The organism is Blautia sp. HCP3S3_H10_2 (assembly GCF_052122375.1).
Taxonomy (GTDB): domain Bacteria; phylum Bacillota; class Clostridia; order Lachnospirales; family Lachnospiraceae; genus Blautia_A.
Genome location: NZ_JBQKCL010000017.1, coordinates 60,355 through 85,125, shown reverse-complemented (window position 1 = coordinate 85,125; position 24,771 = coordinate 60,355). Strand labels below are relative to the sequence as shown.

General features: G+C 39.5%; 21 protein-coding genes and 1 tRNA gene. 3 read left to right on the top strand and 19 right to left on the bottom strand.

Annotated features, from left to right (window positions below; genetic code table 11):
• Window positions 1–2 precede the first annotated feature (2 nt).
• Window positions 3–1,700, bottom strand: a complete 1,698-nt coding sequence (locus ACTQWB_RS16165; protein ID WP_441502419.1) for a subtype B tannase — start codon at window positions 1,698–1,700, stop codon at window positions 3–5.
• 234 nt (window positions 1,701–1,934) lie between these two features.
• Between ACTQWB_RS16165 and ACTQWB_RS16160 the strand changes: the two genes are divergently transcribed.
• On the top strand, window positions 1,935–2,972 hold the full coding sequence (locus tag ACTQWB_RS16160; RefSeq protein WP_441502420.1) for an AraC family transcriptional regulator: 1,038 nt from the start codon (window positions 1,935–1,937) through the stop codon (window positions 2,970–2,972).
• Window positions 2,973–3,020: 48 nt separating this feature from the next.
• Here ACTQWB_RS16160 and ACTQWB_RS16155 read toward each other — a convergent pair whose 3' ends face one another.
• The 15 genes from ACTQWB_RS16155 to ACTQWB_RS16085 all read right to left on the bottom strand — a co-directional run bounded on the left by ACTQWB_RS16155 (window position 3,021) and on the right by ACTQWB_RS16085 (window position 17,823).
• On the bottom strand, window positions 3,021–4,325 hold the full coding sequence (locus tag ACTQWB_RS16155) for an HD-GYP domain-containing protein (protein WP_441502421.1): 1,305 nt from the start codon (window positions 4,323–4,325) through the stop codon (window positions 3,021–3,023).
• A gap of 18 nt (window positions 4,326–4,343) precedes the next feature.
• Window positions 4,344–5,789, bottom strand: coding sequence for a GGDEF domain-containing protein (locus tag ACTQWB_RS16150; RefSeq protein WP_441502422.1), 1,446 nt, complete (start codon window positions 5,787–5,789; stop codon window positions 4,344–4,346).
• Window positions 5,786–6,874: an ABC transporter substrate-binding protein gene (locus ACTQWB_RS16145; RefSeq protein WP_441502423.1), complete on the bottom strand. Its 1,089-nt coding sequence runs from the start codon at window positions 6,872–6,874 to the stop codon at window positions 5,786–5,788. Before ACTQWB_RS16145 ends, ACTQWB_RS16150 begins: the two co-directional genes overlap by 4 nt.
• A 139-nt stretch (window positions 6,875–7,013) precedes the next feature.
• A tRNA-Arg gene (locus ACTQWB_RS16140) sits at window positions 7,014–7,086 on the bottom strand.
• 207 nt (window positions 7,087–7,293) lie between these two features.
• A complete protein-coding gene (locus tag ACTQWB_RS16135; protein ID WP_441502424.1) occupies window positions 7,294–8,484 on the bottom strand; it encodes a YgeY family selenium metabolism-linked hydrolase in 1,191 nt (396 codons plus the stop codon).
• Between the two features lie 6 nt (window positions 8,485–8,490).
• Entirely contained in the window at window positions 8,491–9,096 is a 606-nt protein-coding gene (locus tag ACTQWB_RS16130; protein WP_441502425.1) for an AAA family ATPase, read from the bottom strand.
• A gap of 17 nt (window positions 9,097–9,113) precedes the next feature.
• Window positions 9,114–10,160, bottom strand: a complete 1,047-nt coding sequence (locus ACTQWB_RS16125) for an alanine/ornithine racemase family PLP-dependent enzyme (protein ID WP_441502426.1) — start codon at window positions 10,158–10,160, stop codon at window positions 9,114–9,116.
• A 37-nt stretch (window positions 10,161–10,197) separates the two neighbouring features.
• On the bottom strand, window positions 10,198–10,923 hold the full coding sequence (locus ACTQWB_RS16120; protein ID WP_441502427.1) for an amino acid ABC transporter ATP-binding protein: 726 nt from the start codon (window positions 10,921–10,923) through the stop codon (window positions 10,198–10,200).
• A gap of 12 nt (window positions 10,924–10,935) precedes the next feature.
• On the bottom strand, window positions 10,936–11,589 hold the full coding sequence (locus ACTQWB_RS16115) for an amino acid ABC transporter permease (RefSeq protein WP_441502428.1): 654 nt from the start codon (window positions 11,587–11,589) through the stop codon (window positions 10,936–10,938).
• A gap of 233 nt (window positions 11,590–11,822) precedes the next feature.
• Window positions 11,823–12,590 carry a transporter substrate-binding domain-containing protein gene (locus ACTQWB_RS16110; protein ID WP_441502429.1) on the bottom strand — a complete coding sequence of 256 codons (768 nt, stop codon included), beginning with the start codon at window positions 12,588–12,590 and terminating at the stop codon, window positions 11,823–11,825.
• A gap of 152 nt (window positions 12,591–12,742) precedes the next feature.
• Window positions 12,743–13,615 (bottom strand): DUF3881 family protein, encoded by an 873-nt coding sequence (locus ACTQWB_RS16105; protein ID WP_441502430.1) that lies wholly within the window; start codon window positions 13,613–13,615, stop codon window positions 12,743–12,745.
• Between the two features lie 156 nt (window positions 13,616–13,771).
• Window positions 13,772–15,064, bottom strand: coding sequence for a serine--tRNA ligase (serS, locus tag ACTQWB_RS16100; protein ID WP_441502431.1), 1,293 nt, complete (start codon window positions 15,062–15,064; stop codon window positions 13,772–13,774).
• Between the two features lie 468 nt (window positions 15,065–15,532).
• On the bottom strand, window positions 15,533–16,057 hold the full coding sequence (locus ACTQWB_RS16095) for a DUF4446 family protein (RefSeq protein ID WP_441502432.1): 525 nt from the start codon (window positions 16,055–16,057) through the stop codon (window positions 15,533–15,535).
• Window positions 16,058–16,066: 9 nt separating this feature from the next.
• Window positions 16,067–17,056: a ParB/RepB/Spo0J family partition protein gene (locus ACTQWB_RS16090; RefSeq protein ID WP_441502433.1), complete on the bottom strand. Its 990-nt coding sequence runs from the start codon at window positions 17,054–17,056 to the stop codon at window positions 16,067–16,069.
• The gene (locus tag ACTQWB_RS16085) at window positions 17,056–17,823 is read right to left on the bottom strand and encodes a ParA family protein (RefSeq protein ID WP_441502434.1); all 768 of its coding nucleotides are present in this window, start codon (window positions 17,821–17,823) and stop codon (window positions 17,056–17,058) included. Before ACTQWB_RS16085 ends, ACTQWB_RS16090 begins: the two co-directional genes overlap by 1 nt.
• 956 nt (window positions 17,824–18,779) lie before the next feature.
• On the opposite strand from ACTQWB_RS16085, the gene ACTQWB_RS16080 reads away from it, so the two are divergent.
• Entirely contained in the window at window positions 18,780–19,733 is a 954-nt protein-coding gene (locus ACTQWB_RS16080; protein ID WP_441502435.1) for an alpha/beta fold hydrolase, read from the top strand.
• Window positions 19,734–20,512: 779 nt separating this feature from the next.
• Here the strand turns inward: ACTQWB_RS16080 and ACTQWB_RS16075 are convergent.
• Window positions 20,513–20,704 (bottom strand): DUF6783 domain-containing protein, encoded by a 192-nt coding sequence (locus tag ACTQWB_RS16075; RefSeq protein ID WP_441514614.1) that lies wholly within the window; start codon window positions 20,702–20,704, stop codon window positions 20,513–20,515.
• On the opposite strand from ACTQWB_RS16075, the gene ACTQWB_RS16070 reads away from it, so the two are divergent.
• A complete protein-coding gene (locus tag ACTQWB_RS16070; RefSeq protein WP_441514613.1) occupies window positions 20,654–20,812 on the top strand; it encodes a DUF6783 domain-containing protein in 159 nt (52 codons plus the stop codon). The two genes, ACTQWB_RS16075 and ACTQWB_RS16070, sit on opposite strands and share 51 nt — an antisense overlap.
• A 393-nt stretch (window positions 20,813–21,205) precedes the next feature.
• On the opposite strand, the gene ACTQWB_RS16065 is transcribed toward ACTQWB_RS16070, so the two are convergent.
• Window positions 21,206–23,167 (bottom strand): DUF4340 domain-containing protein, encoded by a 1,962-nt coding sequence (locus ACTQWB_RS16065; protein WP_441502437.1) that lies wholly within the window; start codon window positions 23,165–23,167, stop codon window positions 21,206–21,208.
• Entirely contained in the window at window positions 23,167–24,771 is a 1,605-nt protein-coding gene (locus tag ACTQWB_RS16060; protein ID WP_441502438.1) for a GldG family protein, read from the bottom strand. Before ACTQWB_RS16060 ends, ACTQWB_RS16065 begins: the two co-directional genes overlap by 1 nt.

The following is a 24,771-nucleotide window of genomic DNA, read 5'->3' as shown; positions in this document are numbered from 1 at the left end:
AATTATTTATCTGCCAGTACCTCATCTAACCAAGCATATGCCTCCGTCACATCATAATCTCCCTTATGTGGCTGAAGCCATGCAAATTTGAAATTCGCATTTTGAATATCCGCATTATTTGTAATGCTATAACGCAAAACTGTTTCCAGCGCAAAAGAAGTATCACGGTCATTCATGCCATGGCGTACATACCAGTTTGGTGCTTTTACACCAGAAGCATCGTTATTTTCTTTATCATTCAGATAAGCAACTGCATTTGTCATACGGATCTGTTTCTGTAATGCCTGTCCATCCTCGGTTTCCAGATACTCGTCCCAGGTAAGGCCTGTATCATCTTTTCCACATCCATTTCCTTCCACCACATCATTATCCCAGGAATATGGATTAAACGCACAATACTCAACGTCTTTGGAGCCAAAAAGAGAATCTTCATTTGTGGGCCCGTAATTCAGACCTGCATTACTGAATGCACTCACCACTTTCAACTTATTATTAGAAGCAACATAGGTAAGATGCTTATCATAATCGTATGTAAAGCTGCCATCTTCTCCAAAAGTAACCCAATCCAGCGGACCTGCTGCTTCCTTTCCATTTGTCTGTAGAACTTCCAGATCTTTTTTCATTGTATCTACACCATATTCTTCAATAGATGTCTCAATCTCATCTTTCATTAAATCTGTAATTGCATCTTTGAGATTATCACTGGTAAGCGGCGTTCCATCATCTAATTTTAAGCCAAGCTGGTTTACATAATCACTGTAGTAACCTGCCAGAAGTTCTGACGTTTCCGGATCCACTGTATGATCTTCTTTATTATACCAGATGTTTTCTTCTTTATCTGGGTCTGTCTCAAAATTCTCGCCTTCCAGAGCTGTACGGATATCTTTGTATGTCCATTCATAAGCCGCACAAGCATTCCCCAGATCTGTGATCGGACAATAAGCAATTACTCCAAAAACATCATCATTTATGGTAGAAACCAAAGTTCCATCATCCTGCTTTTCAATTCCTGCTGCTCCAATTTCATATAAAGAATCAAAATAATCAGAGCTATTTCCACTTGCACCAATAACAGCAGATAATGCACCACCTCCAGAGGTTCCTGTAATCACGATCTTTTCTGTATCACCAGCTGGAAGTGCTGACGCATTATTGCGCAGATAACGAATTACAGCTTTGGTATCTGCCACGATTCCAGGTGCATGTCCATCATATTTTCCATCAACAGGCTCCTGCTTACGGGAACGTCCACCGTAACTTACAAGAATACAATTTCTTGAAAGAATTGCTCCTACTTTGTCATTATCATCACTGCTTGTATATTCTGCAACTTCCTCCGGATCATCTTCTGCCACTTTCGTCCGGCTTGCCCAGCTGTTTGCAATCCAGCCAGAATTATTCACACATAAAATAATCGGAGATTCTGCTGTCGCACCTTCTGGAACGTAAATGCTGATTCTCTGATCCGATATTGACGGTTCTGAAAGATAAACATCAATATATTCCGTAACCTTCGTTTCTTTTCCATCTACTTTCACTGTCAATTCCTGTGTTAAAGCATCTGCAATATCCACATTTCCTGTAGGTGGCATGACTTCTTCATCCTCTGTACTTTCTGCTAAAGCCATAACAGAATTACCTGCCAGAAGGCTTAGCATCATCGTTCCAGCCACTACTTTTTTTAAATACTTTCTCTTCATTCTCTTCTCCTTTATACTATTTATTGACTATATAATATTTATTTGCATTCCACATTTGAAAAGCAGATATACTTTTATATTACGCTTTTCTAGTTCTTCTTCAATGTTATTTCATTTCTATTTTGTACTGTTTGTTGAACTACACAATTAATAGTGATATACTTATTCCAATTCAAATAGAACCGTAACAAATGTTATACTTATCTCAATGCATAAAGGAGACTACATACACTCATGAAGCCACTTAACAATGCCGAACATATTTTTAAATATCTTTATGAACATCAGATTAATTACAGCAATTATCAGGAACATGAAAAAGCTCTTTGTTCTTTTTTTCCTGATAAAGCTTCTTATGACGAATTCATTAAGTCTAATCTGCAGCCCTTTAATTTTTTAAGCTACCAGGATTTCCTTCCAGATACAGAGCATATGGACGCATTTTTTCATCCCCGTTTTATTCAACAGCAGGCTCATTCCCATAATTTTTTTGAAATGAAATATCAATTACAGGGAACCAGTACTGTTACAATTGGAAATGAAGCTATTGTTTTGAAAGAAAATGATATATTACTGATTGCACCATCCATTCCACATCTTACCGAAATATTTGACGCAAGTTCTTATATGATTAACGTAGTAATCATACCAGAATATATTTCGTTGCTATTCCCCCGATTACTATCATTTTCAAACACATTCAAAGACTTCTTTTTAACGTCCCAAAATGATACTGGTAATTTTACACCTTACATGCACCTTCATATAAAATATCCTGAAGAAATCGTATATCTGGTAAAGCGAATTTTCCACTATTATTCACCACCACGAAAAACTTTTTCCCACCTTAATTCGCTTATTACTGAATCCGAATTAGAAAGTCTTTTTCTTTTGCTCTTACAAAAGCAGAGCTTTGTAGAAAAATATTACAACGTGCAGCAAAACCAATCAATCAAACAAATGATAGACTATATTATTGATCATCTGGACAGTATTTCTTTTGCAGAATTTGCTGATTACTTTCATTACAGTCAGTCTTACGCCAGCCGTTTTATCAAGAAATATACCGGCATGACTTTCACTGACCTTGTAAAAAATATGCGTTTGAAAAAAGCTGCAAGCCTTCTTTGTTCAACTTCCTTAACTGTAGAACAGGTTGCCCTTCAAACTGGATATTCTGGAAGAACAAATTTTTACCAGAGCTTTCAGAAGCATTATGGCGTCACCCCTTCTGAATTCCGAAAGAACAAAAGAATACCGGCGGACCTTTAATCCCGCCGGTATTCTTTTGGTATTCTTTTTCTATTCTCTTTTCATTTTCTATTTATTTACTTCCCCGAAGCATTCCTCAACTTTTCTGATAACTTCCTTATCCAGCCAGCCTCTGCCGCCCATATCTTCCAGAATCCCACAAGCTTTTTCATGGGACATTTCCTTTTTATATGGCCGGCTCTCTGTCAGCGCCTGATAGATATCAGCACATGCCATGATTCGCTCCTGGGTATTCAATTCCTCTCCTGTTTTTCCAAAAGGATATCCACTGCCGTCCAGATGTTCATGATGAAAAGCTGCCCAATCCCTCATCTCATGGAAATTATCAATTTCTGCCAAAATATAATAGGTGTAAGCAGCATGATGCTTCATGATTGCAAACTCATCATCCGTAAGGCGCCCCGGTTTTTCCAGAATCTCATTTCCAATGGCTACCTTTCCAATATCATGCAGCGCACCAGCCAGATACATCTTCTGTGCTGTCTCCTCATCAAAACCCATGAAGCGTGCCAGTCTCTCAGCAGTCTCTGCTACTCCAATAGAATGTGTGCTGGTAAAAGGAGATTTATAATCAACGATTCGGGCAAAAAACTTTGCCAGCTCTTTTATCTGGGAAAAATCAAGCTCCTTTGTTTCACGTGAAACTCTATTCCACAGCTTTTTTTCCAGATCTTTTTGTTTCAGAGACAGGAAATGTTCCTCTGTAAATGCTGCACGGAAACCATTTATGCACTCTTCATCCACAACTGAGCCATTGATTTGTGTGATAAAATTATCCCCCTGCTTCCAGGTATCTTCTGCAAACTCTTCTTTTCCATAATCCCGGTCCAGCAAATCACAAAAATGTATAATTCTTGCAAAAAGCGGAACCTCCTTCCAGTTTTTCCCGAAAGGACCACTTCCATCTGCATTTTCATGGTGATACAATATTACATTTTTTACATCTGTATGAAAAGGAAGGTTGCGGATATTTTTTTCGCCCAGGGCACAATGAATGCCAAGCTGTGGTACTGCTTTGCCACTTATGTCATTACCATCTTCATTCCTTACTGAACCTGCAGTGAAATTTTTATTCGGGCTTTTATCCAAGCTTTCATTCGAGCCATCGTTCTGACTTTCATCCATCCCCTGCAGTTCTTCCTGTATATACTGTGTAAGTGCATTATCATGCAGCAAAGCACACACAGTCAGATCCTGCAGCTTTTTCCCCTGGATTCCCATCTGCTGTGCCATGCACACACTCATATATGCCACACGCTTCGCATGTTTATCTGTTACATGGACCAGCTCCGCCTCTACGCAGTCTAACGCGTAGGAGCAGGCTGCCATCAGACCTAAAACATCTAATTCCATATAGAATAATTTCCCCTCTTACTTCATCTTAAAAGCGCCTTTTCCATGCTGCTTCACATCATACAAGGCCGCATCTGCTGCTCTGCACAAGGATACGAAATCCTCTCCCTGCTCTGGGAAAGCAGAACCTCCGGCGCTTGCAGACAACTCCACCTCTTCGCCTGTAGACAACGTCAGATGAGAAATCAGCCTCTGGAAATCTGCCATATAATTCCGCACTTCCTCTGCATTCATATTTTTCAGATAAGCAACGAACTCATCCCCGCCATATCTTCCAATAATACTGTCCTGTGGAAAACAGGTTCGCATCATTTCTGCAAAGTGCTTCAGGCACAAATCTCCGTTGTTATGTCCATAAGTGTCATTATATTTTTTGAAATTATCTACATCAATAAATACAAAATATCCAGGAGTCTTCTTACTAAGTTCTCCTTCCAGCGCACTCTGGAATGCCCTGCGGTTCAAAATTCCTGTAAGCGCATCTGTAGCCGACAAGCCCATGTACATCTTCTTATCTTTTTTCTCCAGGAACACAATGGTAAGCATATACAAAACCGTGAAGCCCACAAGAATACTGCCATATACTCCCCCCCACGCTGAAAAATGCTGGGTAATATCTGAAATATTCTTATTCGTAAGTTCAACGATCACATACCAGCCCGGCATACCTGAAATGCTGCAATAAGATATAGTAGATGCTTCATCTCTGATCGTCACGGAAAATCTGCCTTCCTTTTTCCCGGACTGCATATCCTTTACCCACTGATTATATGAATAATCCGCATCGTACTGGAAATACCTCTGCTGAAGCAGAAGATTGTTCCAATTTCCTGCTATATTGGAGGCATCACTGATACAAGTGATATAATTCTCCGAATCAGCTTTCAGAAGATGGACGCTGATCTTGCCCTGCAGCAGCTCATAATCCCCAAGCTGTCTCAGATTCTCGATCATAATCGATACGTAAAGAGAATGAATCCTTGCAGACTCTTTCATAGGAACAAAAACTGTCATAACCATGCTTCCGTTCTCACTTGACTGATACGGATCTGAATTAAAAGTGGTGTCTGTACTTAACGCAAGCTTATCAAGCCCTTCTTTTTTTATATCAGAGGCTGTACATGAGCTGCCATATATTTCTCCATTATTCAGAATGATTCCGATGTTACTGAACACTGTCTCATCCAAATTTTCTTCCAGCTGTTTCTGGATTTCCTCCAGACTGGAATTTCCCATGGACTGGATCATCTTTACATCCTCCTGGGCAAAATTCTGAAGGTATTCCATGGAATCGTTCATTCGTTCCGCATACAATCCGGTGATCAGCTCGAGATGCTGGGTATTAAAATTTCTGGCAATCCTTGACAGATGAAAATAAGCGGCTATAACAATTGCCAGACAGACGGTCAGATACAGGACCAACAGCATTTTTCTTTTTGTTTTGTGTTTTCTACGGTCTTTCATGATTCTTCGTTCTCCATAAGATAATCCTGATCGATCATGGTCACTCCGGTATCAAAATACTTTTGTTGGGATTTTTCTCCTTTTATGAAAGAATCCAACATATGCATTCCCAGATATCCCATCTGATCCTGCTTCTGCAGCAAAGCAGCCGCCTGATAATCCGGATTTTCGATGATTTCCTTTGTTTCATCTGCCAGATCAAAGCCCACCATGGCCACGTCTGACCGCTTTTTTGCCAAAAGTGTATTCACAATACCTACCGTAGACGTATTATTACATCCGAAAAAGCCCTTTATCTTTTCATTTTCTTTCAGAAGCGCCTCTGCGTCTGACTGCGCCTTTTTCACACTGCCACCATTAATACGGATATCCTGGGCAATGCCCCATTTCTCCGGCGCATAATTTGTCCAGTAATCAAGAAAGCCGGAAATCCTGTTTACCATTGCCTGGGAGGTATCTGAGGATAACAGGATTCCCACCTCCAGCTCCTCTGAAGGCGAATTGCCTGCCTCATTCAGCATTTCCAGAATTTCCTCTGCTGCCATTTTCCCAGCCGCAATATTATCCGTCATGTAGCAGGCATCATATTCTGTACTATTAATAGAAGAATCAATAAGAACCAATGGAATCTCATCTGCATAAGCTTTCTCACAGCTTTCTACAAGGAAACTGGAATTCGCCGGAGCAAGCAGTATTCCGTTCGCGCCCTGCTCCATAGCCTGATTCACCAGAGAAATCTGCCCGGAAATGTCCGTCTCATTATCAATTCCGCCAAGATAGACAGCTTCGTCCATCTCTTTTGCGGCATCCGAAATCCCCTCAATTACAGACTTCCAGTATGCCCCATGGTAATTCTTCAGGATAACATAGATTTTCTTCTCACTTTCCGGATTGGAAATGCAGGTATATTCCACGACAGCAGATTCTTCTGTCTGTTCCTCCGTTGAGGAAGCATTTTTGTTCCAGCTGCCGACTATGCCAGCACAACCGCTCAGACTGAAGCCCAATGAAACAGCTCCAAATGCAGAAATCAGATATGTAGTTGTTTTTTTTCTTAAATATGCTGTCTTTTTGTACTTTTGCATATTTGTGCATTCTCCCGACGGTTTTATTTCTTGTAATATGTTAGAAAAATCAATATATTACAATTATATTCTCTGCCCGGATATGCTGTCAATGCAATGTTCGTGCACAGCTTGAATTACATTTTCTCCAAATAAAAAGCACTCCCGGCAGGATTCGAACCTGCAAAAACACGATCCGTAGTCGTGTGCCTTATCCATTAGACAACGGGAGCATGGTCAGTCTTTTTCCTGACCTGTTTGTAGTCTATCGCAGTTGACGTAAAAAGACAATTCAACCCGTAGTTTAAATAGCCAAAAAGACCGGAAAAGATCCTCCTCGCACCATTTCCGGTCTATAATATCTATAATATCCTACAGTGAAAACTCTCTTTTCATATACAGGTAAATCATCCTTGCTGCAGCGTGAAATCACTTCGTATTCACTTTTCCCCAAGCAGCGCTTTCATAATTCCCACATAACACGCAGATACATTCGTCAGGTCTTTCACCTCCACATATTCATCGATGGTATGTGCCAGATTCTCTCTTGCGGGTCCCATTCCAATTGTGCGGATACCAGCTTCCCCTGCATAGTGGCTTCCATTCGTGCAGAAATTGTAAGTGGTTATTTCAGGAGAAAATCCATCCTTTTCCAATTGGGATTTTATTTTTGTCACCCACTCTTCTTCCATATCAAACAGCCATCCTGGGAAAAAGCGCTCACCCTGGATTTCTTCTCCGGTATAGCATTTCTCTTTTCCCACTGCATAAGAAACCTTATAAGAAAACTGCGAATCCTTCTCCTTCAGTTCTTCCATTTTCTCAATAATCGGCTGAAGGACGCTTTCTTTCGTTTCCCCCACCAGAAGTCTGCGGTCATAGGTCGCACGACAATATTCCGGTACTACAGACGCACCAGGATATGGGGAAGACTTCACATCTGTCAACTCCAGGATTCCCTTGCCCAGCTTATCCTGGAACGGTGGTATAATCTGACGGATTGCCTGTATGGCTTCACACATTTTGTACACTGCATTCACACCTTTTTCCGGATTTGCCGAATGTGCCGGTACTCCAAAGGTCTCCACCACTATTTCAGCCCGTCCCCGCTGTCCCACTTTCAGATTCATCTCAGAAGCTTCGCCAATTACCACGTAATCCGGTCTGACTTTCTCGCTTATTTTACGTGCTGCGACGCCTTCAAAGCATTCTTCATGCACAACTCCAGCCACATATACATCTCCTGCAAAATCCTTTCCATTCTCCGTAGCATATCTCTGCGCAGCGACTGTAAATGCAGCTACCGCCCCTTTCATATCAGCTGCGCCTCTGCCATAAAGCTTTCCATCCTCAACCACAGAATGAAACGGATCGTGCTTCCAATCCTTCAGATTTCCAACCGGAACGGTATCTATATGTCCGTCAAACAGAACTTTAGGGCCGGGATTCTTCCCTTTAATATGACCGATCACGTTTCCATAACAGTCTGTCTCTATCTCATCAAAAACGCCAGCTTTTTCCATATATTCCTTTAAGGTTTCCGCCACTTTATCTTCGCAGCCTGAATAGCTCTGGCAGTTTATCAGACTTTGTGCCAGTTCAATTACCTTCTCATCCCATTTTTCACTCATGGTATATTACTCCTCCTCACCCGTTTTCGTACGGATCATCGTTTCCAGAATTTTTACACAGCCATCAATTCCAAAAGTCTCCCGGTTTATGGTCAGATCCTTCTTTTTCTTATGGCTCCATTTTCCCATGGAATAAAAACGATAGTAATTGTCCCGCGCCGCATCCATCTTTTTTACCAGCTTCTTTGCTTCCTTAGCTGAAATATGATGCTTCTTCATAATATTGTCGATTCGAAAGCTTTCCGGAGCATAGATAAACACACTCAACACGTCCGGCTCATCGTGAAGTACATAATCTGATAATCGTCCTATAATGATGCAGGACTCTTTTGCATACAAATCTCGCATAACCTGTGCTTCCTGATGAAAAAGCTTGTCCTCCTGCGCCGAATTAATACGTCCATTTCCCAGATACGGATCCATAAAACGTCGTTCCACATTCTCATCATACCCGCATACAGAGTTGACGTCTACTCCTGATTTTGCAGCTGCCCTGGCAAGCAGCTCTTTATCATAAAGCTTTACTCCCAGACGTTCTGAAAGTACTTTTCCTATTTCATGACCTTCTGCCCCAAACTCACGGCTGATGGTCAGCACAAAATGCTTTCCCATAATTTGCCTCCTGCATTTTATTCATATAATTTTTTCACATATTTGCTGGTAAAAGCCCGCATCACGGCAAAATATCCCAGACGGAAACAGATCTTATCCCCTGTCTTAAACTTTCTCTCACAGTCTGTGACATCTACGATCAGATGATCACTGCTGGCTCCGATGATTTCCACACCTTTATCTACAGGCCACATGGTTTCTATATCAACATCCTGCCTGCCAAGGGCACAGATTGCTCTCTTTCTGATTCCCTTGTCTGTAAAAACAGGTACATGTCCGTAACTGTCTGCTCCGATCCGTCCAATTGGCATGGATGGCTTTTCCTTTGATTCAATGATCGCAGCCTCCATAATAAATGCGTCATTACTTGTTCCAGGCAAATATTCATAGTTTGTACGCTCTCTTCCGAACAACACAGATTCCCCAAGGCGAAGATTATTAATCCCTTCCGGAATTCCATTCTCCATCATCAGATGAACCGTCGCCGAATTGCCGCCGCTGATACACACCGTTGCATCGTATTTTTTTGCCAGACTAAGAAGCCGGTTCATTTTCTCTTCATCCGATTGCACAAAAGAAAAACAGGTCAGATTTGTACCAAGTCCATACAAATCCAACCCCTTTGCCTGCTTTGCATAGTTTATTGCTTCTGCCAGATGTTCCTCTTCAAAATATCCTTCGCGAAGATCTCCCAGATCAACCATCAGAATTACTTTGTGTTTCTTTTTTAACTCTATCGCCTGCCGGTTAAGTGCTTTAAGTGTGGTAAGTTCTGAATTTACTGATACGTCACAGAACTGGACCACGTCTCTCGCCTCAGACACGGACGGCATACGGATAAGCCATTTTTCACATGGCAGCTTCTCATAATTTTTGATATTTTCAATTCTGGAATCTCCCAGTCTTTTAATTCCCTGGTTCACCAGGGTTTCAGCAATCTTCTCTTCACCACCAAATACCTTAGTTACACCAGTTATTTCTATATGGTATTTTCTGGTCAGTTCTTTCATGACTCTTGCATTTTCTGCAATTTTATCCAAGTTAATATGTACGCATGGATACAAATCCGACCACTCCCTTATCTGTTTACTCTGAAAGTTTTTACAAAACACTGGCAAGGAAATTCCTGCATCTTTCCGTTTTCGGGTGCGCAAACATTTCTTCTGGCTTTTCCTCTTCTACAATGTAGCCGTCATCCATAAAAATGATCCGGTCTGCAACATCTCTTGCAAATCCCATTTCATGTGTAACCACAACCATGGTCATGCCTTCCTTTGCAAGCTCCTTCATAACATCCAGAACTTCTCCTACCATTTCCGGATCCAGCGCACTTGTAGGCTCATCAAACAACATAATCTTCGGGTTCATTGCAAGTGCCCTGGCTATTGCCACACGCTGCTTCTGTCCTCCTGATAAAGTTACCGGATACACATCCTTTTTATCCAGAAGTCCCACACGGTTCAGCAGCTGCTCCGCTTTTGCAATTGCATCTGCCTTGGACATTTTTTTCAGCATAGTCGGTGCCAGGATCATATTCTGCAGCACAGTGTAGTTTGGGAAAAGATTAAAATGCTGAAATACCATGCCGATATTTTCACGGAACTGATTGATTTTCTTTATTTCGGAAATATTTTCTCCAAGAATCACAATATCTCCATCCTGTTTTTCTTCCAGCTTGTTCAGGCATCTGAGCAAGGTAGATTTTCCAGAGCCAGACGGCCCAATCAGGCAAATCACTTCGCCCTCTTCTACATTAAAGGAGATATCCTTCAGGACCTCCAGATCTCCAAATACTTTATGTAAATGTTTTACCTCTATAATTGCCATAATTCATTTCTCCTAACGTTTGTCATAGCTGAGTCTGCGCTCTACTTTCTTGGAAAGCCATGTCAGAGCGGTGATCAATACAATATAAATGATTGCGGCATAAGAATATAATTCAAAAGCTTTATAGTTTCTAGCAATAATGGTTTTTGCAGTCATTGTCAGCTCATTGACACTGATTGCGGAAAGAATTGCAGTATCCTTCAGACTGCTGATAAACTGGTTCATAAGAGACGGAATCATGATCTTTACCGCCTGGGGAAGAACGATTTTTCTCATAGTCTGGAAATAGCTTAAACCAAGGCTTCTGGCCGCTTCCATCTGACCATAATCAATGGCCTGAATACCTGCTCTGAATATCTCTGCCATATAAGCAGAAGCATTGATTCCAAGGATAATGATTGCCGCAAGCACCAGTGTCATAGAGTTTTTGATTACGCCAAAATACAAAAAAAGTGCCAGAATCATAAGGGGAATTCCTCTTATAATTGTGATATACACACTGGCAATCTTCTGTAAAATACGACTGTTGCTGATTGAAAAAATACAAAGTACAATGCCAAGCGCCACCGCCAGGAGAATACCAAAAATCGCTATTATAATTGTCAGTTTTAAACCTTCCATCAACCGTGGAAAGTATTCTATAAAATTGGAAAAATAATCTGCCATAATGTACCTCTTTATTATCGGATTTCTTTTTGTTTCCCTTAAAAAGTTCCCTTTTTTGCCTGTCATAAAAAAGAACAAGGGAGAACGCTTCTTTTTTGCGTTCTCCCTTGAATGCCTTTTTACGATTCAATTGTTATTTTTATGAGTATCATTCTGATGAATATCTTTTTTCCTATGATTCTATTTTACACATTCTGAATATTATTTCGTATTTTTATACCATTTTTCCAATCTTATTCATATTCAGCGATGATTTCATCATATTTTCCGTTGTCTCTGATCTTCTGAAGACCATCGTTAAACATCTCAAGCAGTTCTGCATTTTCACCTTTCTTTACAGCAAATCCGTTCTGCGGTGCTTCCTCGATGGCATCAATAGCAACTTTCAGATTTTCCTGCTCACCGATCTTGATCTGATAACTGATTACCGGATAATCCTCGATAAGGAAATCTGCCTGACCGTTTGCAACTGCCATCATCATACTTACAGAATCCGGATAAACAGTTGTCTCAAATCCATACTCGTCTGCATGGTCTTCGCACCACAGCTGACCTGTAGTTCCTTCCTTGCAAGCTGCAACCTTTCCATCAAGATTCTCGAAATCAGAAATGGAATCATCATCCTTATTTACGACCAGTGCGGAACCGGATTCATAATATCCGTCAGAGAAGTCAACGCTCTCTTTTCTTTCATCTGTGATATTCATTCCTGCGATGGAACCGTCAATTGTTCCGGAAACAAGTGCAGGGATAATACCGGAGAAATCCATAGGAGTCAGTTCATATTCAAAACCTTCTTCTTTTGCGATTGCGTCCAGAAGTTCTACATCAATTCCGATATAGCTTCCATCATCCTGCTGAATGGAAAATGGAGCATATGCCTGGTCGCACGCGATCTTGTAAACTTTCTGATCATCTGCAAATACCTGAGTTGCACCAAGACCAGTCATCAGTCCCATTGTAAGTACCAGTCCCATTGAAATTGTTTTGAATTTTCTCATAATTAATCTCCTCCTCGTAAAAAGATTGACTTTAAAAGTTTAGAAACAGAAAAGGCGTAGACACATTGAAGTGTTCTACGCCTTTGTAGTTTCATTTGCTTTTGATAGTTCTGCATTATACGAACTTTTTTCTGGATTGTCAAGAACTTTTTTTAAAAGTGTAATTGTCCCTGCAGCCAGATCAATCCTTTGAATCTGCGTCCTACTGTTGGTTCTCCCAACAGATCTGCCCTGTTTATACACACATCAAACTGAATATCATTGCACTCAATGGTCATTTGACACAGTTCTTCACCAGTAAGAATGTTCTTAAAATTCACAAAATCTACAATCTCACCCATTACACTGTACTGGTCACATTCGATTCCATGGGGCATGAAACAGGTATCCACAATAGTCAGCACATCATCTGTAACAATGCGCTCGGAAATCATGGAATACGTGTCCATATCTTCCATTGTCAGGTCTTCCATTGCCTCTTCGTCACCATTTCTGGCAGCTGCGATCAGATTGTTGCGGTTCTTTGTCAGCTCCCGCTCTACTTTCACAGCCTCTTTATCCTTCTGAACAGGGAAAAGGATTTTTCCCTCTCTTGCCAGACCAGTAATAGTCAGCGGCTGTCCTTCCCGCATATTTCCTTTATACTTCTCCAGCATATATTCTGCTGGGTTCTGAAGATAAAAGATTAATGTGACTCCCAGACGCATATCATCGCACGCGCCTGCATAAGACTCTTTTTCTGCATGTCTTTCTACAATTACATTTTCCTGAGAAGTGATCCCTGTGCCGCGAAAAAACGGGAATGTATATTCCACGTGAAACTCATTATCCTCATCGTACTGGCCACAAACTGTTATTCCGCAGTCGCAGCCATAGTTCTTGGAATATTGTACAAAAACACCGTCTGGATGATTTTCTACTGCAATTTTTTCATCGTAAGTATTCATCACATCCTGAATGATTTCCTGCATTTCTTTACGTGACTTTACCTTTGAAAAGCCAACAGTTCTCAAATAACTGTGCACATTATCACCTCCCTGCAAAGTAATTACTGCAATTACTGTTTATTATGTTTATTTATTATGTTTTGTTTATTACAATGATATTTATTATGTCGTATCGTGTTTGTATTTTCTGTCCGTTTTTATGGACTTTTCTACAATCCCGTTTGTAAAGTCCGATTATTTGGACTTTTTCTCAATTTTTGTCATTCCACCCATATATGGCTGAAGTGCTACCGGAATATTTACACTTCCATCTGCATTCAGATTATTCTCGAGGAATGCGATCAGCATTCTTGGCGGAGCTACAACTGTATTGTTAAGGGTATGAGCAAGATATTTCTTACCATCTTTTCCGTTTACACGGATTTTCAGACGACGAGCCTGCGCATCACCAAGGTTGGAGCAGCTTCCTACCTCAAAGTATTTCTTCTGTCTTGGAGACCATGCCTCAACATCGAGAGATTTCACTTTCAGGTCTGCCAGGTCACCAGAGCAGCATTCCAGTGTTCGAACCGGAATATCCAGGGAACGGAACAGATCTACTGTGTTCTGCCACAGTTTATCAAACCACATTTTGCTCTCTTCTGGCTTGCAGACTACGATCATCTCCTGTTTCTCGAACTGGTGAATACGGTAAACACCTCTCTCCTCAAGTCCGTGAGCACCTTTCTCTTTACGGAAGCATGGAGAATAGCTGGTAAGAGTTTTCGGAAGTTCCTCCTCAGGAATGATCTGATCGATGAATTTACCAATCATGGAATGCTCGCTGGTTCCGATCAGATAAAGATCCTCACCCTCGATTTTGTACATCATTGCATCCATCTCAGCAAAACTCATAACACCTGTAACAACATTGCTTCTGATCATGAAAGGCGGTACGCAGTATGTGAAGCCTCTGTTGATCATGAAATCACGTGCATATGCGATAACTGCGGAGTGAAGTCTTGCGATGTCGCCCATCAGATAATAGAATCCGTTACCTGCAACACGTCTTGCGCTGTCAAGGTCGATTCCATCAAAAGCTTCCATAATTTCTGTATGATATGGAACTTCAAAGTCCGGAACAACTGGCTCACCGAATTTTTCAATCTCAACGTTCTCGCTGTCATCTTTACCAATCGGTACAGATGGATCAATAATATTCGGAATTACCATCATATCTTTCAGAAGCTCTTCCTCAACTTCTTTCTCTCTCTTGGAAAGTTCCTCAATGCGCTCACCAGAAGCTGCAACCTGTTTCTTAACTTCTTCTGCTTCTTCTTTTTTACCCTGGCCCATAAGAGCACCAATCTGTTTGGAAATTTTGTTTCTCTCTGCACGAAGAGCTTCAACTTCCTGTTTGATCTCACGGTTCTCTTTATCCAGTTCCAGAACCTTGTCAACTAACTCCAGCTTGCTGTCTTGGAATTTGTTGCGGATGTTCTGTTTAACGATTTCCGGATTTTCTCTCACAAATTTAATGTCTAACATGTTTTCCTCCTGTACTGATACATTTAGTAAGTATCCGTTTTATTTTTTCATTTTTACTTATTTCTTGTCTTACTTATTATTCTTGTGCTTTATTTTTTACCTTTATTTTGCACTTCTATTTTGTATTTGTACTTTTTTCGCACTTCTACTTGTGCTTTTTCGCACTTTTAGTTGTGTTTTTCGTACTTTTACTTACGCTTTTTCGCACCTTTATTTTGTACTTTTATTTTGCGTTTTTCGTTACATATTTATTATTGTTTTATGCCTGTAAAAAGAAATTGGTTAACTGGTATTTTAATAACAATATTGTCGTTTGTTATACGCATTATAACAATATTGTCATTTTTCGTCGATTGTTGTTGTTCTATCTTACTTTTTATAAGATTATTGTCGATTTATCTTGTTATTTTAATTTAATTATTTCTTGTGAAACATTTTCTATCAACTTGGTCAATTACATTAACCAGTTTACTCATCCTTTTCAATATTTTCCAGGCCAAAATTAACTGCTTTTCTTAAAGCTTCCAGTTCTTCCTGACTTAGCATTACATAGGACTCTCCCTTTACAATTTCCTTTAAATAAAGGAAACAGTTATCCCTGCTGTGAACTGCATTTAAAATAATACCAGAATTATCCTGATCCAGTAATGCAAGGGCGAAACTGAGTTTTCCGCCTACATCATCAAACGCATCATACTTTTCAACACCATATTTACTGAACATTGTTTCCAAGCGGTGTTTAATAAAGCTGATATCATGCTCATGATCTTCTTTTGCTTCGTAAAGACGGTCAATCTGGGCAAACTTTCGTACAAAAACCTTTTCAAGGGATTGCGCGTCACTGCCTTTCATGAACATTTTGTATTTACGTTCCAATCGGCTTAGCCTCATTTTGCTGCTGAATACATTCACCGCCAGAACGATGGTCAGAATCAGCAGTAAAATAATGATGATGCCTGGATCAATTCCAAGGCTGTCAAAAATACTGCTCATGCATTCTCCTTATCTTATTGATTCAAACAAGTCAATGATTCTTTCCAGTTCGTCTCTGGAATAATATTCAATTTCAATTTTACCTTTATTGTTCTTTTTTCTGTGGATGAAAACGCGGCTTCCTATAATTCCTTTCATTTTCTCCTCAAGGCTCTCGTAAATTGCATCTTCAGCCATATTTACCGGCTTCTGGACCTTCTTCGGCGGATCTACAATATGTTTCACCAGCTTCTCAGTCTCTCGAACGCTTAATTTCTCATCGAAAACCTTCATTGCCACGTTAGCTTGTTTCTCTTTGTCTGTAATTGCCAGAATAGCCCGGGCATGTCCTGCTGAAATCATTTCGTCAATCAGCATTTTCTGAACCCTGTCGTCCAATTTCAGAAGTCGAAGAGAATTTGTCACTGCTGTCCTGCTCTTAGAAACACGTTCTGCAATGCTGTCCTGTTTCAGCTTAAATTCGTCAATTAGACGCTTATAAGCCATCGCTTCCTCAATTGGATTTAAGTCCTCCCGCTGAATATTTTCAATCAGTGAGATTTCAACTACCTGCTGATCGTTAAATTCTTTTACAATAACCGGAACTTCTTTCAAACCAGCAAGCTTAGCAGCTCTCCATCTTCTCTCCCCTGCGATAATTTCGTAGTAATCACCTTTATTAGAAACCAGGAGTGGCTGTAAAATGCCAAACTGCTTAATTGATTCTGATAATTCCAGTAAAGCATCCTCATTAAACTGCTTGCGTGGCTGGGTTCTGTTTGGTTCTACCTTTGAAATTTTTACAAGTACTTCTGTTTTCTTCGGTTCAACAGGTGCGGCCTGTGCCGTATCTTTCATTTCCGGCTCAGGCTTCACAGCTGATGTGTTTTCGCTCTGCTGATGTGAATTTTCACTTGCTGGAACAGATTTCTGTGCTGACTTTTGTTCTGTTGGTTTCACTGATTTTTCTGGAAAAAGAGCATCCAGACCTCTTCCAAGGCCTTTCTTCTTAACTGCCATTATTCAACCTCCCTGTTTATCACTTCTTCTGCAAGAAGGCGGTAAGCTTCAGCTCCAGTGGACCTTGGATCATAAAGAGTAATCGGCTGTCCATAACTTGGCGCTTCTGCCAGTCTGACATTTCTCGGAATAATCGTCTTGTATATATTCTGCTGAAGATTTTCTTTAACATTCTCTACAACCTGTAGAGATAAGTTCGTACGGGCATCATACATAGTAAACACAACGCCTTCAATCTCCAGATCATTATTCAATCTGTCTTTTACCAAATCAATAGTATGTATCAACTGTGACAACCCTTCCAGTGCATAATACTCACACTGGATTGGGACTAGAACAGATGTCGCAGCAGTAAGTGCATTAATAGTAAGCATATTCAGAGACGGAGGACAATCTATGATAATAAAATCATAATTCTCCTTAATTTTATCCGTAATATCTTTCAATATGTATTCTTTATTATCAATACCCACCAGCTCGATCTCTGCACCAGACAGATTTACATTTGATGGTATCAGATCTACATTTTCCACAACATCCTTGACAATCGTTTTCTCAACATCAGATTGTCCTACCAGAAGTTCATACAGTGTATCTTCTACTTCGTTTTTATCTACACCTAATCCACTGGTAGTGTTTCCCTGAGGATCCATGTCAATTGTCAGAACTTTTTTCCCCTGTTCTGCCAAACATGCTGAAAGGTTAATAGCCGTAGTAGATTTACCAACGCCGCCTTTCTGATTAGCAACCGCAATCGTTCTGCCCAATATCAACCCTCCCTTTCATATTATTTGATTACTGCTTACATGTTTCACGTGAAACATTCTTCAAATATAAAACTGCAAACAGCAACTGGATTTTACAGATTGTGTCATCATCTTACAGATTCTGCACAACCCCACCATACAACTATTGTTATTATAACACTTTTGAATTTATCCCGCCACATAATGTTTCACGTGAAACATAGAAAATGGCATTTCTTTTCATAAAAATATTGTCTATTTTTATCTTTGTACTAATTATACCCAGATTAATGATATTCCAAACATCTATTAGTGGGATTTAACGAATATATACTCTCGTATTTTCTTTCTATGCTCTCATGTTTTCTTTCCATAATCATCAAATTTTCAAAGTCGAAGCATGAAAAAGTCTTTCATACAATTTATTAGTTAATTAAATCCATAATGTACAATAAATATCGTACTCGTATGATTTTATGTCTCATTCCAAAATTTCCGTTTTTCTGCAATTTGGGGTAACAAAAGCATTTCGTGAAATGCAGTCGAAGTATATCGGAGTACATTGGAATACTATTGGAGTACTATCGGATTACTATCGGAATACCACCAGAATACCACCAGCGAAAACTATCACCCCAAAAAACTTTTACTACTCACTTCGTTCACAGCAGCACTTTTCGTAATGTATAGGATTTTCATACAATACTATAATTTCGCGCTGAGTTTTTCTTTTCTGTGAACTTTGATAACAAAATATCCTGTCGAATATTACTTGCAGGTAGTAGCGTCTCTATAGCATTATTATATTATTATAGTATTATTATTCACTCTATTCGCAGTAACGTACTTCAGCTTCCTATCAGTAAATTTCTTCCCCTATAGTCTGTCAATTTCCTTTTATGCGCTAAAAATCATTGTAAAATGCCCCTTTTTGGCGTATAATATACATACAAAGCCCAAAGGAGGTTCTCTATAAAATGAAAGACAGCAAACATAAAATCCTGACATTAGCTGCTCTCACCACTATTGCTGCTGGTGTCATCCATGTTACCAATAGAGTAATCGTTACCTCTTCCCAATTAAAAGAAATGCTTGATTTTTCCAATCACAATTATTACAATTGGCGATTTGGAAAAATTTATTATACCAAGAAGGGAAACGGTTCCCCTCTTCTTCTGATTCATGATACAATGCCCGGTGCCAGCGGATATGAATGGTCTCGTGTTGAGGATCAGCTTGTCCAGGAGCATACCGTATACACCCTTGACTTATTAGGATGTGGTCGTTCTGAAAAAGCAGGAATTACATATACTAACTTTCTTTTCGTGCAGATCATCTGCGATTTCATTAAAAATGTAATTAAAGAAAAAACAGATATTATTGCAAGTGGTTTCTCATGTTCATACGTTACCACTGCAGCTGCTTATGACAAAAAAAATATTAACAAAATCATGTTTATTAACCCTGTAAGCATGACTTCTCTTGCGCAAACCACTACACAAAAAGACAAATTATTCAAGTTCTTTATTGAATTGCCTATATTTGGAACCTTCATTTATCATATAATTGTTTCACGTGAAACAATTAATGATTTCTTCCTGAATAATCTTTATTATAATCCGTTCCATGTGGATAAAGATGTTCTGGATGCCTATTATGAAGCAGCGCACAAAGGCGGTTACTACGCTAAATGCCTGTATTCCAGTCAAAGTGCCAAATACACTAATATTAACATTCGCCACGCTATAGAATCTCTGGATAACAGCATTTATATTGTAGAAGGTGAAGATGAACCAAACGGAGCCGCTATCGTCGAGTCCTACCAGAAAGCAAATCCTGCAATTGAAGCAGTAACCATTCCATGCTCCAAACATTTTCCACATATAGAAAACGTTGAAGCATTTCTCGAACAGGTTGGAGCATTTTTTTAACTGCTTCAAGGATATATAAGTATACCCTTGAAGCAACAAAAAAGCTTTGAAATTATATTTTAAGATATATAGTTTCAAAGCTTTTTATTAAGATATATAGTTTCAAAGCTTTTTATATTTAAAGCCCAAACCATACCAGTCAATTTGTTTATGCTATTCTACTTTCGATTATTATTTTCGTAAGGAAATATCTAGTATTTATATACCATATCACATTTCGCATTTATATCTGCATAATCTTAATCTACTCCCCTCATTTTTATGCTTCACTTTCTATACTTAAGCAAAATTTCTCGAATATATACCATACTTTGTTGGAAATTTTCTCCGTTTGAAAACAAATAGCGAATTGCACGGCAGAATAAAAGAAAGAAATGTATTGTAAAACAAGGTACCTAAATTATATGGGCTTTTTCAGATGGAGTTTGTTTTTCTGTTTTATATTTATTAAATTCTTATATTATAATTAGTTTTTCTTAAATGTAGGATTTTTCTACTTCTTACGCATTTCTCCTTAATATTTTCTCTTTTTTCGTCATTCCTTTCATTATTCGTCCGTTTTATTGTACTTTGTTTTCGTCTTTTGTTTTAAAGTGTCATTTATTGTACTTTATTTTATATTTTCAACAATTGGAGGCGTCTATATTTTAGGTTTATAGATTTGATTGCTTCCTATTAAAGCAATTATAAAACAAGTTCCAGTTTTCGGATCCCACCAATTTTTAAACTTTCAGCCAAAGCGGGGTTTAAAATAGCTTTCTGTAAGATGTAAGCACAATTTATGGGAGATTTTGTCTGGTTGAGAGAGGTGTAGCGTGGCTACACTGACTGAAAGAAGGTAAAATATATCGCAAAGTAAGACATGTAGATTTAGGAAATGTTTTTAGTATGTTTTTAGTACATTCTAGTTCTGTTTGAAAATGGCTTTCTGCAAGATGTGCATCACAATTTGTGGGCGATTTTGCCTGGATGAGGACGTCGTAGCGGGCTATAACAACCGAATTCACGCGAAACACACCGCAAAGCGAGGGTGTACAGGGTGCGCAGATTGCAGGAATGTTTTTTCAAGCATTCTTTAGTAATCTCTAGTATAGTAAATATAGCGATACCCTGGATTATAAATATAATTTGAAATGCGGGCATATCAAAGCGTAGAGCAATCCATTTTCGTTCTAGCGAGATCCACGTAATTAACATATCTATATCTGCTCAGTTACAAGAAAAAATTCTGTATTTCCAGGATTCTCTGTCTGTGACAGGGCGCTGTAAGCGACAGCTCTTTTGTTACCGCAGTGTGATCCTGCCTAGCAGGGCTTTTATATAATGGGAGATTCCAATGAAATCTCCCATTATATAAAAATACCACCCTTCATTCCTTAGATTTTTACATCTAATTCTTGGAGAGTGGTACACATCGTGCACAATAAAAGTCTTCTCTTATTCTTCAAGCAATTCCAGCATTGTTTATATATTTATTCAGCACTACCTTCTGACACCTCTGTTTCATCTAAATAAGACGAATCTGTGTTTCCGCCTTCAACGCTAGAATCAGTTGACGAAGTATCTTCTTCTGATCCATTTCCAGTTACAGTCTCAAACGCCTGGAACAGTTCTTTTACAGTCATTTTATTTACCAGATAAACTTTTCCGTCTGTAACAGCAGCATAGTAATTCGTGTCGTAAGAATAATATTCTACGTTTGTTTCCTTTCCATCTACGTCTGTAAATTTTACAGCCATCTCCGGATCTGCATTTGACTTGAACTCATCAGTCAGGCGTTTTTGTGCTGTCATGTTAATCAGCTTATTGTAAAATGCGGTAAATGTTGTACTATCCAGCTCATTTCCATTCAATGTGTAAGACAATGTTACGCTCGTGCTGTTTGAGGCAGAAGAACTGTTTTCTGTATTTCCAGCTGTTTCCGTATTTTCCCGGTCCGCATTGTCTTCTGTGTCTTCTTTTTCATCTGTATTTTCAACATTCTCAGCAGTTTCTGTGTCTGCGTCATCAGCCGTATCTTTTGCAACATCTTCCGTTACTTCTTCTGTTTCTTCAGTTGTATCTTCAGTGCCATCTTCCGCTTCATCCTCAGATGTTTCACGTGAAACATTTACAATGTAATCTTCGCCTTCATAGTTCACGTCCAGCGTTTCCAGGTTATTTACAGACAGATAGCTTACTGTCAGATCCCAGAAATCTGCATTTGTCTTACCAAGGAAAGTATCAAGAGAATCTTCAGAAATTGTGTAAATCTCACTACTGTCATTTATGCGTACATATCTTCCACCATCCGAGGACTGGTCGCCAACCTGAATTACAAGTTCTTTATCAACCAGTTCTGTCTCTGCTTCCGAGTCCTCATCTAAAGTTTCCGAGTTCTCTGCAGTATTCTCATCTGAGTTTTCATCTACACTTTCATCTGAATCCTCTAAACTGCTGTTTTCCTCAATCTCAGAGTCTTCATTTCCATCTTTCTCGCTTCCGTCCTCAGATGCCTCTGTAGCCTCCTCAGAGCCGTTTTCAGACTCGTTTTCCTCATCAGTGGAATTTTCCTTATCAGAAGAGTTTCCACCGTCGGTGGAGTTTTTCTCATCTGTGGAGTCCTTTTCAACCTCTTCCTGATAATCCGCTGTAATTTCCGCATATGGCTTATCTAATCCGTACTGAGAAAGCTTATCGTCCGTACAATTATAATTCACATAACTTGCATACGCCATACTGGACAACGCGCTGGCCAGGGATGTTGCCTTGGCGGAATCAGCTTTATCTGTCTCACCATCACTGGTAATATTCCAGAAATTATTTTCATCTTTCTCCACAGTATATGAAGAATCTTTTCCATTTACAGAGATTTTGCTGACCGTAGAAGAATCCACGGTTGGAAATGTACCACTTTTGGCAAAGTCATACAGACCTCCTTCAAAAGAAGAGAGTGTAGAATTGCTCACCACATACACAGTGGAAGAATCCTTGTTCAGGTCAATATACTCCTGATTTGTGGACTCATTTTCCATTCCGATCTGGATTACCGTCGTTTCGCCATCTTCAGTGGTAATTGTAATCGTGTTCTCTGGCTGATCCAGTTCATATTCAGAAGCATCTTCTACGTTTTCTAATGTCCTCTCTGCTGTTATGGAATTCAGAGAGCTGACTAACGTATCAATTTTATCCTGATCTACTGGAAAATCAGTCTCATCACTTTTCACCCAGGAATCTCCGTCTTTTTCAAAGGTAACTTCTTTTTTATCAATTACAAATTTTATAGATTTCACGTCAGCAGACGCTATGGAAACAATTTCCGGATTTTCTTCCTCTTCACTTGACTCTTCCGCAGCATCCTGTCTGGCTACGTAGGCTTTTACGCCTACGTATGCACCACTAAGGATAACTAAAACGCCTACTGCCGTAATAAGATTTACTGATTTTTTCTTCATCAGGCTTTTCTCCTCTTCCACCAAATCATAAATCCAACCAACAGGAATGCTCCAGGGATCAAACCAATAGTACAGATCTTCCAGAAGCTTGCATCATATGCTGTCAAAGTCAGATAGGATACTTCCAGGCTCTTGGACGGAATAGAGACTGTTGTGCTGCTTTCCGTGTCTACCAGAGAGCTTAAGGAAGCCATCACAAGTTTTTCGTTTCCGCCAGATACCATCTGGTTTACCTGGCTCTGCAGTAAGTTTGATGTGGAATAATAAATAATATGTGTCTCTTTATCATTATCTACAGTTTCTGTAATGCTGACTCCCAGATCAAACGGTCCTTCCACATCTCCATCCTCTTTTTCGAGAGTACCGCTGTTCACATTTGTCTTAGAATATGCGCTGTCAGAAGTTGTGAGAAGGCTCTCAATATTAACCGTATCTCTTACATCATCAGACTTCTGGATTCCCTGTGCATATGGCATCAGGATGTAATATCCAGAGGAAGCAATCTCGGATGTAATATCTGTACTGTTTACTGTAGGAACCAGATAATACGGCATCTGCGCTGCATAATGCTGGGCATCTCCCTCAAATACAAGACCATCCACCCTGCTTACGCCATAATTTCCCAGAACCGCCTCAAAGTTCTCCATCTTTTCCCCTGTATAATCGGAGAAAATCATTGCTTTTCCACCATTCTCCAGATAATCAATCAAGGCTGTCTTCTCATCCTCTGAGATATCTGTTGTAGGAGAATCGATCAGCAGACAGCTTGCATCGTCCGGAACGCTTCCCTCTGTAAGCAGGTTCAGGGATTTGATTTCCATGTTTGCTTTCTCAATATCTTCCTTAATTGTAGAATCAAGTTCCTGCTCTCCGTGTCCCTCCAGAGTGTACAATACTGGCAGGTTTTCACTGGTCACATATGCAATAGCACTCGTGATCTGTCCTTCGCCGTCAAACCCTGTCGTCTGATAGCTGTATGTGTTATAATCTATGGAGGATTCGTAAATATTGTTATAATTTACAACTTTGTTTCTATCTCCGCATACAACGATCAAGCTGTTAGATGCAAGGTTATCACTTGTATACTCGCTGACAAATTTCGGATTTACTACCGGATCCTTCTGTTCTACGGTAATATGGTCAGATTCATCGGCATATCTCTGAAGCAGATTGCTGATGGTCTCGTCTTCGCTTCCGCTCTGAGCTATCTGATATATGGTAACATCCTTATCCAGATCTTTCAGCATAGCCTTAGTCTCATCCCCGATTGTATACAATTTTTCAGAACTGATATCCAGCTGTGTGTATTTTGAAGGAAGATTCCCAACAATCATATTTATAACAATAATGATAGCAACGAAAACAACAATCATAATGGAACTGTAGCTTCCATTTTTCAGATATTTTTTATTTATTGTATCCTTAAACTTCTTTCTCTGTTTTTTGTTTTTATTGTTATTGTTTTTAACATTAGCAATTTCAATCTCACTTTTGTCATTCATTGTTTGATTGTCAATATTGTTATTATTTTCATTGTTGTTCATATTATTGCTCTCAATATTGTTTTCATTGTCACTATTATCATTTTTCTTCTTAAAAAACAT